Raw genomic sequence first — 12,123 nt, forward strand, 5'->3', positions numbered from 1 at the left:
GATACGAGACTTTTGCAGACCTCGGCATAACTGGTCACCCGGCCCGGCCAGTGCATTAACGAGTTGTTAAAGTCGTCCAGAGTTCTTGATTTCGAGTGACCATTGCAATCATGAAAAGGGGCGCCCGAGGGCGCCCCTTGTTTCGTTCAAGCCGGTCACTTGACCCGCGCGTTCCGCGTGGCCAGCAGCTTCAGCCGCAGCGCGTTCAGCCGGATGAAGCCTGCCGCATCCTTCTGGTCGTAAGCGCCGGCGTCTTCCTCGAAGGTCACATGCGCCTCGGAATACAGCGAATGGTCCGACCAGCGGCCAACGGTCGTCGCCAGCCCCTTGTAGAGTTTCAGGCGAACGGTCCCCGTCACATGCTCCTGGCTCTTGTCGATCAGCGCCTGAAGCATCTCGCGCTCGGGCGAGAACCAGAAGCCATTATAGATCAGCTCCGCGTAACGCGGCATGATCGAATCCTTGAGATGGCCCGCGCCGCTGTCCAGCGTGATCTGCTCGATCCCGCGGTGGGCTTCCAGCAGAACGGTGCCGCCGGGGGTTTCATAGATGCCGCGCGACTTCATGCCGACGAAACGGTTCTCCACGAAGTCCAGACGGCCGATGCCATGACGGCCCCCAAGCTCGTTCAGCTTGGTCAGGATCGTGGCGGGCGACATCGCCTCGCCGTTGATCGCGACGGCGTCGCCCTTCTCGAAGGTGATCTCGATGAATTCGGGCGTGTCCGGCGCGTCTTCCGGCGACACGGTGCGCTGATAGACGTATTCGGGCGCGGCCTCGGCGGGGTTCTCCAGCGCCTTGCCTTCGGACGAGGTGTGCAGCAGGTTCGCGTCCACGCTGAACGGCGCTTCGCCGCGCTTGTCCTTGGCGATCGGGATCTGGTTCGCCTCGGCAAACTCGATCAGCTTGGTGCGGCTGGTCAGGTCCCACAGACGCCACGGCGCGATGACCTTGATCTCGGGGTTCAGCGCATAGGCAGACAGTTCGAACCGGACCTGATCGTTGCCCTTGCCGGTCGCGCCATGCGCCACGGCATCGGCACCGACCTCGCGCGCGATCTCCACCAACCGTTTGGAGATCAGCGGCCGCGCGATGGACGTGCCCAGCAGATACAGCCCCTCGTACAGCGCGTTGGCGCGGAACATCGGGAAAACGAAATCGCGCACGAATTCCTCGCGCACGTCTTCGATATAGATGTTCTCGGGCGCGATCCCCAGCAGTTCCGCCTTGGCGCGCGCCGGTTCCAGTTCCTCGCCCTGGCCCAGATCGGCGGTGAAGGTCACCACCTCGCAGCCATATTCGGTCTGAAGCCATTTGAGGATGATAGAGGTGTCCAGACCACCGGAATAGGCAAGGACGACTTTCTTGGGCGCGGACATCGGCGGCTCCATGAACGGGGACATTCGGGTCGCGATAGCCAGTTTCCACCTGCGTTTCAAGCGGGGCTTGCCTTTTCGTCATCCCGTTGTCATGCCTTCGCGCATGGAAAACTTCGCATCAGACGCCCGCGCCGCCACCCTTGCCCTGCGTGATCTGTTCGATCAGACGCCGCTGCAACGGAACGACTTCCTGTCCGCCCGGTTCGGCGCCGAGATTTGGCTGAAGCGCGAAGATCTGACGCCGGTCCGCAGCTACAAGCTGCGGGGGGCGTTCAACGCGATGCGCAAGATGCGGGTAAGCGATCCGGACCAGCAGCTTTTCGTCTGCGCCAGCGCCGGAAACCACGCGCAGGGCATGGCCTTCTGCTGCCGCCATTTCGGGGTGAAGGGCGCGATCTTCATGCCCATCACCACGCCGCAGCAGAAGATCGACAAGACCCGCGCCTTCGGGGGCGAGTTCGTCGAAATCGTGCTGACGGGCGACTATTTCGACCAGACGCTTGCGGCCGCCAAGGCATGGTGCGCCGACCGGGGCGCGCATTTCCTTGCCCCCTTCGACGATGACGACGTGATCGAAGGCCAGGCCTCGGTCGCGGTCGAGATGATGGAGCAGCTTGGCCGTGCGCCCGACATGGTCGTGCTGCCGGTGGGCGGCGGCGGTCTTGCCTCGGGCGTCACGAAATACCTGCACACTCTGGGCGAGCAGACCGAGTTCCGCTTCGTCGAACCCGTGGGCGGGGCCAGCCTGACGGCGGCGCTGAAGGCGGGCCATCCGGTGCAGCTCAACAAGGTGGACAGTTTCGTCGATGGTGCCTCTGTCGCGCGGTTGGGCGAGCGGACGTATGAGGCGCTGAAATGGGCGTCGCCCGATCAGGTCCTGCTGGCCCCCGAAGACCGCATCTGCGTGACCATGCTGGAAATGCTGAACGTCGAGGGCGTGGTGCTGGAACCTGCCGGGGCCATGTCGGTGAACGTGCTGGCCGAATTGGGCGACATTTCGGGTCGCACCGTCGTTTGCGTCACATCTGGCGGGAATTTCGATTTCGAACGTCTGCCCGAGGTCAAGGAGCGCGCCCAGCGTTACACCGGGCTGAAGAAATACTTCATCCTGCGTCTGCCGCAGCGCCCCGGCGCGCTTCGCGATTTCCTTGATATGCTGGGGCCGGACGACGACGTGGCGCGGTTCGAATACCTCAAGAAATCGGCGCGCAACTTCGGCTCGATCCTGATCGGGATCGAAACGAAACAGGCCGAGAACTTCCCGCGCCTGTTCGGCAAGCTGGACGAGCATGGCTTCGCTTACCGCGACATCACCGGCGACGACGTTCTGGCCGAATACCTGATCTGACGGCACCCTTCGGGATGTCGTGGATATGGAGCATTCCGTTTCCTGATCCTTGATGCGTTGCAGCGCGTCAAGAAATCGTCGCAAAACTTTCACGTTCCTGTTTCGGAACCCCGGCACAGGTGCGGCAGACAACCGCATCTTCGGGGACAGATCCGTGCAGAAATTCGCGCTCCTGACCTCGGCCATCGCGCTGGCGACCGCCATGCCCGCAATGGCCGAGACAACCTTCAACCGCATCGCCTCCTTCGCGACGCCGGACAATATGGCGGAGGGCGAGGATCGCGCCCTTCCGACCTCGGCCGAAATCATCTCGGTTTCCGAAGACGGCAACACCATCGTCTATTCCGACAGCCCGCTGGGCGTTCTGGGCTTTCTGGACATCACCGATGGCAAAAATCCCAAACCGCTGGGCAATGTCGCGATGGAGGGCGAGCCGACCACGGCGGTCATCATCGGCAACCGCGTCTTCGTCGGCGTGGACACGTCGGAATCCTTCACCGATCCCTCGGGCCAGCTTCGCGTGCTGGATCTGGAAACGGAAGAAGTGCTTGAATCCTGCGATCTGGGCGGCCAGCCGGATTCCGTCGCCAAGGCGAAGGATGGCAGCTTTCTGGCCATCGCAATCGAAAACCAGCGCGACGAGGATGTGAACGACGGCGCGCTGCCGCAGCTTCCTGCCGGTTATGTCGTCAAGCTGCCGGTCGCCAATGGCGAGCTGGACTGCGAAGGGATGCAGAAGATCGACCTGACCGGCCTTGCTGCCGTCGGCAGCGACGATCCCGAGCCGGAATATGTCGACATCAACGAGAACGGCGAAATCGTCGTCACGATGCAGGAAAACAACCACATCGCCGTCATCGGCGCCGATGGCACGGTCACCTCGCATTTCAGCGCCGGGACCGTGACGCTGGAGGGCGTGGACGCCAAGGACAATGGCGAGCTGTCCTTCACCGAGACGCTGGCCGATGTTCCGCGCGAACCCGATGGCGTCAAATGGATCGACGACGCCCATTTCGCCACGGCGAACGAGGGCGATTACGAAGGCGGATCGCGCGGCTGGACGATCTTCAACCGCGACGGAACGGTGGTTTACGAATCCGGCGCGTCCTTTGAACGTGCGGTGGCCGAGATCGGCCACTATCCCGAAAAGCGTTCCGACGCCAAAGGGGTCGAGCTGGAGTCGATCGAGGTCGCGACCTTCAACGGCACGCCCTATGTCTTCGTCGTGTCGGAACGCGCTTCGGTCATCGGCGTCTATGACGTGACGGACCCGTCGCAGCCGGGGCTGACGCAGATCCTGCCCTCGGGTGTCAGCCCGGAAGGTCTGGTCGCGATCCCGTCCCGCAACCTGCTGGTGTCGGCCAACGAGGCCGACCTTGGCGAAGACGGCGGCGCGCGTGCCCATGTCATGCTGTTCGAGGCCGGGGAAGGCCCTGCGGCCTATCCGATGATCACCTCGGCCGGGTCCGAGGAGCTGATCGGCTGGGGCGCGCTTTCGGGTCTGGCGGCAGGCGAAGCAGCCGGCCAGCTTTTCGCCGTGTCCGACAGCGTCTATGGCAACCAACCTGCGATCTTCACCATCGACGCGACCCAGACGCCCGCGCGCATCACGAACAAGCTGATCGTGACCCGCAACGGCCACCCGGCACAGAAGCTGGACATCGAAGGCATCGCGACCGACGGCAAGGGCGGCTTCTGGCTCGCCTCCGAGGGGCGCGACGACCGTCTGATCCCCCACGCGATCTACAACGTGAACGCCAAGGGCGAGATCAAGACCGAGGTCGCGCTTCCGGCCGAGGCTCTGGAAGGTCAGACCCGCTATGGTTTCGAAGGCATCGCGGTGCAGGGCGATCTGGTCTGGGTCGTCGTGCAGCGTGAATGGAACGATGCAGACGGTCAGGTCAAGCTGATGGCCTATGACACGGATGCCAAGGAATGGGTCGGCGCCGTCGCCTATCCGCTGGAAGCGGCAGAGACCGGATGGATGGGCCTGTCGGAGCTGACCATCGACGGCGACTGGGCCTATGTGATCGAGCGCGACAACCTGATCGGCGCGGCGGCGGTCACGAAAAAGCTTTTCCGCTTCCCAGTCTCCGAACTGACCGCAACCGCCTTCGGCGAAACGCTACCGGTCGTGACCAAGGAAGAAGTTCACGACTTCATTCCCGACTTGAAGAAGCTGAACGGATACGTCCTCGACAAGGTCGAAGGCTTCGCCATCGACGCGGACGGTATCGGCTGGGTGGTCACCGACAATGACGGCGTGGACGACTCCTCGGGCGAGACGCTGTTCTGGTCCATCGGACAGATGAACTGATCCGGGCTGAGTTTCCGATGAAGCCTCGCGGGCGCCCTCCCGCGAGGCTTTTGCTTTGTGCCAGGTCGGAGCGGTCTTTCCAATCTGACGTAATCCGGGCGAAGATCATGCCGATCACTCCGGTAGAGAGCCATGTCACTGCCATACGCACGCCTCGCGGACCCCATGTCCTGTCTGCTGCCGCAGATTGTGCAGACACCGCGGCTTCAACTTCGTCCTGCCGTCATGGATGACGCCACAGCGGTCGCACAGGCAAGGCGCGAAAGCTATGCGGAGCTTTCGCCGTGGTTTCACCAGTCGATGGGTAAGGTGGATCAGGAGGGCGATGCGCAGTGGCAGTCGGAGCGTCTGGCACAAGACGTGGAAGCCGCCAATCGACGCGAACGACTGTCATATCTTGCGTGGGCTTCAGGTCGTTGCGTTGGAGCCGTCGATCTCATGCCGATCTGGCGACGAGGCCAATTCCGTCTGTCCTACTGGGTGCGATCCTCTGCCTCCGGACAAGGATATGGGGCAGAGGCGGTCAATGCAATGATACGGGCCGCGTTCGAGCTTTGGGATGCCCGCTTAGCGACAACGGGTCACGCGGCCCCTAATGCAGCGAGCGCTCGCTTGGCGCAGAAGCTGGGCTTCCGGCAGATAGCCCGCCAACCGCTGGGTTGTGAAATGCCCAATGGCCTTCTGGTTGACGGCATTGCCTACGCCATTGAGGACGTAGCTGTATTGCCACCGCTGAAAGCTTCATGGAGCTGAATGGCAGTTCTGTCCTAAAACCACCGGCAGTCGAACGCTCGGAACCGATGCGCTACAGCCCAGCCATCTTGCGGATCGTCTTCCATTCGTCCGCGGTCACCGGCTGCACCGACAGCCGCGAGTTGTTGACCAGCACCATGTCCTTCAGCGCGGGCGTGGTTTTGCAATCTTCCAGCGTCACCGGGACCTTTACAGGCTCTACTGCGCGGATCATCACGCAGTCCCAGCGAGGGTCTTCGGTCGTGCTGTCAGGCTCGCTCTCGCGGCAGACTTCGACGATGCCGACAACTTCCTTGCCGATGTTGGAGTGATAGAAGAACCCGAGGTCCCCCACCTTCATCGCCCGCATGAAATTGCGCGCCTGATAGTTGCGCACGCCGCCCCATTCTTCACCCTCGGCGCCTTTGGCGACCTGCTGGTCCCAGCTCCAGGTGTCCGGCTCGGACTTGAAAAGCCAGTAGTTCATCCGATGACCTTCTTCCATTCGATGATCTGCACATCCTCGAACAGACCGGCCTTGGCATAGGGGTCGTTCGCGGCCCAGTCCTTGGCCACGTCCAGATCCTCCACCAGCAGGATGACCAGTGATCCGGCCATCTCGCCCTTGTCGTTCAGAAGCGGGCCGGCGCTTTCAACCACGCCCGAGGCTTCGATATGCGCCAGATGCGCGGCACGGTTGTCCATCCGGGTTTGCAGATGGCCGGATTTGTCACGGCAGATCAGGGCGACGCGCATCATTCACTCCTCAAAGGGCGGGTCATCAGGGTCTTCGCGGCCTCGGCGACGGATATGCGACCATCGACGAGGGCGGCCACCATCTGCGCGATCGGCATGTCCACGCCGCGATCATGCGCCAGCTTAGCGACGGCAAGCGCGGTCGCAACCCCTTCGACCGTCTGGCCGGGAGGGAAGTCCGCGCCGCTGCCCAGCGCACGGCCATAGCGGAAATTGCGCGACTGGTCAGAGGTGCAGGTCAGCACCAGATCGCCCAGCCCCGAAAGCCCCGCCAGCGTTTCCGCCCGCGCGCCAAGATCATGGGCCAGCCGCAGCATTTCGGCATGGCCCCGGGTCATCAGCGCCGCGCGGGCGGAATCGCCCATGCCCGCCCCGATCGCGACTCCCGCCGCAATGGCGACCACGTTCTTCAGCGCGCCGCCCAGTTCGGCCCCCGTCACATCGGTCGTGCGGTAAAGGCGCAGCGCGGGGCCGGACAGCTCGCGCTGGATCAATTCGCCCACGGCCTCATCCTCGCAGGCAAGGGTCAGCGCGGTCGGCAGACCCCGCGCGATGTCGGCGGCGAAACTGGGTCCGGTCAGGATGGCGGGGATGGAGTTGGGGCAGGCGCGGGCGATCACCTCTGCCGGGCCAAGCCCCGAGGCAAGGTCGATTCCCTTGCAGCAGGCGACAACACGGCGGCGGTCCAGCAACTTCGCATGGTCCCGCACGAACCCAGCGAGCGCCTGCATCGGCACCGCCAGCAACACGGTCTTTTCGGTGATGGCGCCCAGATCCGGCGCGATGCGGACGCTGTCCGGCAGCGTGACGCCGGGCAGGCGCGCAGCCTCGCGGCCCACAAGTCCGCGCCCCCAAAGCGTAACCGGCCCCTCGATTGCAATGGCAAGGGCGGTGCCGAAGGCCCCTGCGCCAAGGATCGCGACGCTCATGCCTTTGCTCCCTTCTTGCCGGACCCGATCAGCGGGGCGGCGGTGGTGTCCAGCGGCCAGCGCGGGCGGGCGGCAAGGTCCATCCCGTCGCGTGCGCCCATGCGGAACCGCTCCATCCCGGCCCATGCGATCATGGCCGCATTGTCGGTGCAAAGGCGCAGCGGGGGCGCGACGTAATCCGCGCCCGCCTCGGCCGCGACGCGTTGAAGGCCGGCCCGGATCAGCGTGTTGGCGGCCACGCCCCCCGCCACCGCCAGCACCTTTGCGCCCGACACCTTCAGCGCGCGGCGGGTCTTTTCGACCAGCACATCGGCCACGGCCTGCTGGAACCCCGCGCAGATGTCGGCGCGGTCGGCGCGGGTCAGCCCGCCCTGCGCCGCGACCAGCGCATCCCGTTGGCGCAGCAGCGCGGTCTTCAGCCCGGAAAAGCTCATGTCGCAACCGGGGCGGTCCAGCAGCGGACGCGGGAAGGCGAAACGTTTCGGATCGCCCTTTGCCGCCTCGCGCTCCACTTCCGGCCCGCCGGGCTGGGGCAGGCCCAGCAACTTCGCGGTCTTGTCGAACGCTTCGCCAGGGGCGTCGTCGATGGAGCCGCCGATACGGCTGAAATCCTCGGGGCCGCGCACGGTCAGGAACTGGCAATGCCCGCCCGAGATCAGCAGCATCAGATAGGGGTAGTCCACCCCATCGGTCAGACGCGGCGTCAGCGCATGACCCGCAAGGTGGTTCACGCCCACCAGCGGCAGGCCCGTCGCCGCCGCCAGCCCCTTGGCGCACATCACGCCCGACAGCACGCCCCCGATCAGCCCTGGCCCGGCGGTCACCGCGATCCCGTCCAGATCGGCCAGCGAAACGCCCGCCTGATCAAGCGCGGCTTCGATGCAGATGTCCAGCCGTTCGGCATGGGCGCGGGCGGCGATCTCGGGCACGACGCCGCCGAAGGCCGCATGCAGCGCCGTCTGACCTTCGACCACCGACGACAGGATCGCAGACCCGCGCAGCACGGCGGCGGCCGTGTCGTCGCAGCTGCTTTCGATACCAAGGAAGGTGAGCGTGTCCATGATGCGCCGGTTGTCTGGGGTCTGACCCGCATGTAACCTTCGTGCCATGCCCGGGCAATCCCACATCCCTATCCTGCTGACGCGCCCTGCGGCGCAGACTGCGCGGTTCGCGGCGCGGCTGGTCGGGCGCATCGTGCAATCCCCGCTGGCCGAGGTGCGGTTCCTGCACCCGGACCTGCCGCTGGCGGATTGCGCGATCTTCACCTCGGAAAACGCCGTGCATGCGCTGGGGGGGCGGCTGCCTGCACCGCGCGCGTGGTGCGTGGGGGACCGCACCGCCGAGGTCGCGCGGCAGGCGGGATTTCAGGCGTGGTCGGCCTCGGGCGATGCCGATGCGCTGGTGGCGGCGATCCTGAATGCGCCGCCGGGGCGCTGTCTGCACCTGCGCGGGCGCGAGACGCGGGGCGATGTGGCCGCCCGGCTGATTGGCGCGGGCATCCCCTGCGCCGAAGCCGTGGTCTATGACATCGTCCCCCTTCCTCCGACGCCCGAGGCGCTTGCCCTGCTGGAAGGCGCCGCCCCGGTGATCGTTCCGCTGTTTTCGCCCGCCAGCGCGCGGCGGTTCGCGCGGATCGCAGCGCGCGCACCGCTTCGCCTCGCCTGCCTCAGCCCTGCGGTGGCGGCCGCCGCCCCACCCGCCGTCGAAGTGCGGATCGCCGCCGAACCGACCGCCGCCGCGATGATTGACCTTATCGCCGCGATGCAGAGTCTTGAGACATGAGAGCGGCAAAGCTAGGTTCTTGGCGTATCGCAGTTTCCCGTATGAGGCACCGGCATGGCAGACGAAGACACCCGCCCCGAAAACAAGCCCGAGAACAAGGCTGAGGCGGAGGTTGCCATCGGACCGAAGCCAGAGCCGGAACCGAAGCCGGTTCCCGACCTGTCGGTTCCGGCGGAACCCCATGCCGCGCCGCCGCAACGGTCGGTATTTCTGCCCTTGCTGCTGGGCGGCATCGTCGCCGCCGGTCTGGGCTTCGGCGCCGCGCAATTCGTGCCCGACGGTTGGCCTATTCGCGACACATCCGCGCTGGAGGCCGAGATCACGCGTCAGGCACAGGAGATCACCGCCCTGCGCGACCGCGTCGCATCGGCCGCCGCGCCGGACCTGTCGGGGGTCGAGGGGCGCATCGCGGCGCTTGAAAACGCCCCTTCGCCGGTGGACGAGCTGCGCGCACAGATCGACCAGCTTCGCGGCCAGATGACCTCGGGCGCGCTGGCCCCGGACATGCAGGCCATCGTCGATCAGACGCGCGAACAGCTGGATCAGGCCCGGACCGAGGCGCAGTCCATCCAGCAGCAGGCCGAAGCGACGGCCCGCGCGGCGACGGTTTCCGCCTCGCTGACGCGGATCGCGGCGGCGCTGGACAGCGGCACCCCCTTCACCACCGCGCTGGACAGTCTGCGCGAAGCGGGGGTCGAGGTTCCACCGATCCTTGCCGACAATGCCGAAGGGCTGCCCTCGATCCTGAAACTGCAACAGGACTTCCCCGAAGCGGCACGCGCGGGGCTGGAGGCATCTCTTGCCGCGGATATGGGCGCGACCTGGGCCGACCGGGTCGGATCGTTCCTGCGCAGCCAGACCGGCGCCCGGTCCCTGACCCCGCGCGAGGGCAACGACCCGGACGCGATCCTGTCGCGGGCCGAGGCGGCGCTGGCAAATGCCGATGTCGCGGGCGCGCTGGACCAGCTTCGCGCGCTGCCGCTGGAAGGTCAGGGCGCGATGACGGATTGGCGCAGCGAGGCCGAACGCCGGGTCGAGGCCGAATCCGCCCTTTCGTCGCTGGAGGCGCGTTGATGCTCTGGTCGCTTGCAAAGGTTCTGATCTTCGTCGCCGTCATCGCGGCGGCAAGCCTGACCGCCAGCTGGCTGCTGGATTCGGGCGGCGGCATCCGCGTCGCCGTGTCGGGGTGGGAGCTGACGCTGGGCCCGATCCAGACGCTGATCGCGGCGCTGCTGATCGTCGCCGCGCTGTGGCTGCTGATGAAGCTGGTGACGCTGATCGTCGCTTTCCTGCGGTTCCTGAACGGGGACGAGACTGCGTTGACGCGCTATTTCGACCGCTCGCGCGATCGCAAGGGCCGCGAGGCGCTGTCGGAGGCGATGTTCGCGCTGGCCTCGGGCGAGCCGCGTCTGGCGCTGACGAAAGCAACGCGGGCAGAGCGGTATCTGGACCAGCCCGAACTGACGACGCTGCTGATCGCGCAGGCGGCGGAAAAGGCCGGTGACCGTGCGAGGGCCGAGGATGCCTGGAAGAAACTGCTGGCCGACGACAAGACCCGCTTCACCGGGATTCGCGGCCTCTTGCGGCAGAAGCTGGACGAGGGTGACAACGAGACGGCGTTGAAACTGGCCGAGCGCGCCTTCGCCCTGCGCCCCAAACACTCCGAAACGCAGGACATCCTGTTGAAGCTGCAGGCCGACAGCGCCGACTGGAAGGGCGCCCGCGCCACGCTGGATGCGAAACGCAAATCGGGCGAGTTGCCCAAAGCCGTCTATCAGCGCCGCGACGCGGTTCTGGCGTTGCAACAGGCGCGGACGGTCATGGACGACAACGCCTCGATCGAAGCGCGCGAGGCGGCGATCGAAGCGAACAAGCGCTCGCCCGACCTGATCCCGGCGGCGGTGATGGCGGCCCGCAGCTATATCGCCCAAGGCAATGCCAAGAACGCATCGCGAGTGCTGCGCAAGGCATGGGAGGCGCAGCCGCATCCCGACCTCGCCTCTGCCTTTGCCGAGATCGCACCGGACGAGACCCCGCGCGAGCGCCTGCGCCGGTTCGAGGTTCTGACGGGCCTTCATGCCGATCATTCCGAAACGCGCCTTCTGGCCGCCGAACTTGCCATCGCCGCCGAGGATTTCCCGGGTGCCCGCCGCGCGCTGGGCAAGCTGGCGACCGACGCGCCCACCGTGCGGTCCCTGACCATCATGGCCGCCATCGAACGCGGCGAGGGGGCGGACGATGCGGTGGTGCGCGGCTGGCTGACCCGCGCGCTGACCGCGCCGCGTGGCCCGCAATGGTGCTGCGACAAATGTCAGGCGGTCCATTCGCAATGGACACCGATCTGCGACAACTGCGGCGGCTTCGATACCCTGTCCTGGCGCGAGCCGGTGGAAGGCGCGGGACCAAGCGCGACCGGAACCGAACTGCTGCCCCTGATCGTGGGGATGCCCCCGCGCGACGACACGATGGAGAAACCCGCAGATTAGGGCTTCACCCCGTGGCGGGAGAATGCTAATAGCCCGCCACCAGGCCGCTGTAGCTCAGCTGGTAGAGCACGTCATTCGTAATGATGGGGTCGGGGGTTCGAGTCCCTTCAGCGGCACCAGAAATAACAAAAAAGCCTCGTAGTGTCAGTCACTTGCGAGGCTTTTTCTTTCTCCAGTCCCCCTTTCCGTCCCCCCTATGGCTTTCGCTTTATCAGGCTGACGGCTCGAAGACGTTAGAGTGTAGCATCCGCAGCGGCCGCCGTTCCAAAGTCTCGAACCATTCGATGTGAATGTAATCACGCCCGTCTCTTCATCCCGTTTATCGCTGGAACTTCTGACGGCCATCCCGATGCGTGATGCAGTCAAAGACTTTTTCGATGTTTAGAAATGTTAA

11 protein-coding genes and 1 tRNA gene are annotated in these 12,123 nt (G+C 65.4%); 7 read left to right on the forward strand and 5 right to left on the reverse strand.

Annotated elements, in window-relative coordinates; all coding sequences use genetic code 11:
* Positions 1-155 precede the first annotated feature (155 nt).
* Positions 156-1,379 carry an argininosuccinate synthase gene (locus E2K76_RS04585; protein WP_136683104.1) on the reverse strand — a complete coding sequence of 408 codons (1,224 nt, stop codon included), beginning with the start codon at positions 1,377-1,379 and terminating at the stop codon, positions 156-158.
* A 103-nt stretch (positions 1,380-1,482) separates the two neighbouring features.
* On the opposite strand from E2K76_RS04585, the gene ilvA reads away from it, so the two are divergent.
* The 3 genes from ilvA to E2K76_RS04600 all read left to right on the forward strand — a co-directional run bounded on the left by ilvA (position 1,483) and on the right by E2K76_RS04600 (position 5,797).
* Positions 1,483-2,727, forward strand: a complete 1,245-nt coding sequence (ilvA, locus tag E2K76_RS04590) for a threonine ammonia-lyase IlvA (protein ID WP_136683105.1) — start codon at positions 1,483-1,485, stop codon at positions 2,725-2,727.
* Positions 2,728-2,929: 202 nt separating this feature from the next.
* On the forward strand, positions 2,930-5,044 hold the full coding sequence (locus E2K76_RS04595) for an esterase-like activity of phytase family protein (RefSeq protein WP_246032904.1): 2,115 nt from the start codon (positions 2,930-2,932) through the stop codon (positions 5,042-5,044).
* Positions 5,045-5,209: 165 nt separating this feature from the next.
* Positions 5,210-5,797: a GNAT family N-acetyltransferase gene (locus E2K76_RS04600; RefSeq protein WP_220432170.1), complete on the forward strand. Its 588-nt coding sequence runs from the start codon at positions 5,210-5,212 to the stop codon at positions 5,795-5,797.
* Positions 5,798-5,849: 52 nt separating this feature from the next.
* On the opposite strand, the gene E2K76_RS04605 is transcribed toward E2K76_RS04600, so the two are convergent.
* The 4 genes from E2K76_RS04605 to tsaD are packed head-to-tail and all read right to left on the reverse strand — an operon-like array spanning position 5,850 to position 8,525.
* Positions 5,850-6,263 (reverse strand): EVE domain-containing protein, encoded by a 414-nt coding sequence (locus E2K76_RS04605; RefSeq protein WP_136683108.1) that lies wholly within the window; start codon positions 6,261-6,263, stop codon positions 5,850-5,852.
* Positions 6,260-6,532 carry a YciI family protein gene (locus tag E2K76_RS04610; protein ID WP_136683109.1) on the reverse strand — a complete coding sequence of 91 codons (273 nt, stop codon included), beginning with the start codon at positions 6,530-6,532 and terminating at the stop codon, positions 6,260-6,262. Before E2K76_RS04610 ends, E2K76_RS04605 begins: the two co-directional genes overlap by 4 nt.
* Positions 6,532-7,461, reverse strand: a complete 930-nt coding sequence (locus E2K76_RS04615) for an NAD(P)H-dependent glycerol-3-phosphate dehydrogenase (RefSeq protein ID WP_136683110.1) — start codon at positions 7,459-7,461, stop codon at positions 6,532-6,534. Before E2K76_RS04615 ends, E2K76_RS04610 begins: the two co-directional genes overlap by 1 nt.
* Positions 7,458-8,525, reverse strand: a complete 1,068-nt coding sequence (gene tsaD, locus E2K76_RS04620; protein ID WP_136683335.1) for a tRNA (adenosine(37)-N6)-threonylcarbamoyltransferase complex transferase subunit TsaD — start codon at positions 8,523-8,525, stop codon at positions 7,458-7,460. Before tsaD ends, E2K76_RS04615 begins: the two co-directional genes overlap by 4 nt.
* A 43-nt stretch (positions 8,526-8,568) precedes the next feature.
* Between tsaD and E2K76_RS04625 the strand changes: the two genes are divergently transcribed.
* From E2K76_RS04625 to E2K76_RS04640, 4 genes are all read left to right on the forward strand, one after another.
* A complete protein-coding gene (locus tag E2K76_RS04625) occupies positions 8,569-9,243 on the forward strand; it encodes a uroporphyrinogen-III synthase (RefSeq protein ID WP_136683111.1) in 675 nt (224 codons plus the stop codon).
* A gap of 54 nt (positions 9,244-9,297) precedes the next feature.
* A complete protein-coding gene (locus E2K76_RS04630) occupies positions 9,298-10,317 on the forward strand; it encodes a COG4223 family protein (RefSeq protein WP_136683112.1) in 1,020 nt (339 codons plus the stop codon).
* Positions 10,317-11,729 carry a heme biosynthesis protein HemY gene (locus tag E2K76_RS04635; protein ID WP_136683113.1) on the forward strand — a complete coding sequence of 471 codons (1,413 nt, stop codon included), beginning with the start codon at positions 10,317-10,319 and terminating at the stop codon, positions 11,727-11,729. The genes E2K76_RS04630 and E2K76_RS04635 overlap by 1 nt, the downstream gene beginning before the upstream one ends.
* Positions 11,730-11,772: 43 nt before the next feature.
* A tRNA-Thr gene (locus tag E2K76_RS04640) sits at positions 11,773-11,848 on the forward strand.
* Positions 11,849-12,123 lie beyond the last annotated feature (275 nt).

This window comes from Falsirhodobacter xinxiangensis, assembly GCF_004959935.1.
GTDB lineage: Bacteria > Pseudomonadota > Alphaproteobacteria > Rhodobacterales > Rhodobacteraceae > Falsirhodobacter > Falsirhodobacter xinxiangensis.

Coding starts and splice junctions, on each gene's coding strand:
- E2K76_RS04630 (WP_136683112.1), top strand. CDS start 9,298: ATGGCAGACGAAGACACCCGCCCCGAAAACAAGCCCGAGAACAAGGCT.
- E2K76_RS04595 (WP_246032904.1), top strand. CDS start 2,930: ATGCCCGCAATGGCCGAGACAACCTTCAACCGCATCGCCTCCTTCGCG.
- E2K76_RS04585 (WP_136683104.1), bottom strand. CDS start 1,379: ATGTCCGCGCCCAAGAAAGTCGTCCTTGCCTATTCCGGTGGTCTGGAC.
- E2K76_RS04600 (WP_220432170.1), top strand. CDS start 5,210: ATGTCCTGTCTGCTGCCGCAGATTGTGCAGACACCGCGGCTTCAACTT.
- E2K76_RS04635 (WP_136683113.1), top strand. CDS start 10,317: ATGCTCTGGTCGCTTGCAAAGGTTCTGATCTTCGTCGCCGTCATCGCG.
- ilvA (WP_136683105.1), top strand. CDS start 1,483: ATGGAAAACTTCGCATCAGACGCCCGCGCCGCCACCCTTGCCCTGCGT.
- E2K76_RS04605 (WP_136683108.1), bottom strand. CDS start 6,263: ATGAACTACTGGCTTTTCAAGTCCGAGCCGGACACCTGGAGCTGGGAC.
- E2K76_RS04615 (WP_136683110.1), bottom strand. CDS start 7,461: ATGAGCGTCGCGATCCTTGGCGCAGGGGCCTTCGGCACCGCCCTTGCC.
- E2K76_RS04625 (WP_136683111.1), top strand. CDS start 8,569: ATGCCCGGGCAATCCCACATCCCTATCCTGCTGACGCGCCCTGCGGCG.
- E2K76_RS04610 (WP_136683109.1), bottom strand. CDS start 6,532: ATGCGCGTCGCCCTGATCTGCCGTGACAAATCCGGCCATCTGCAAACC.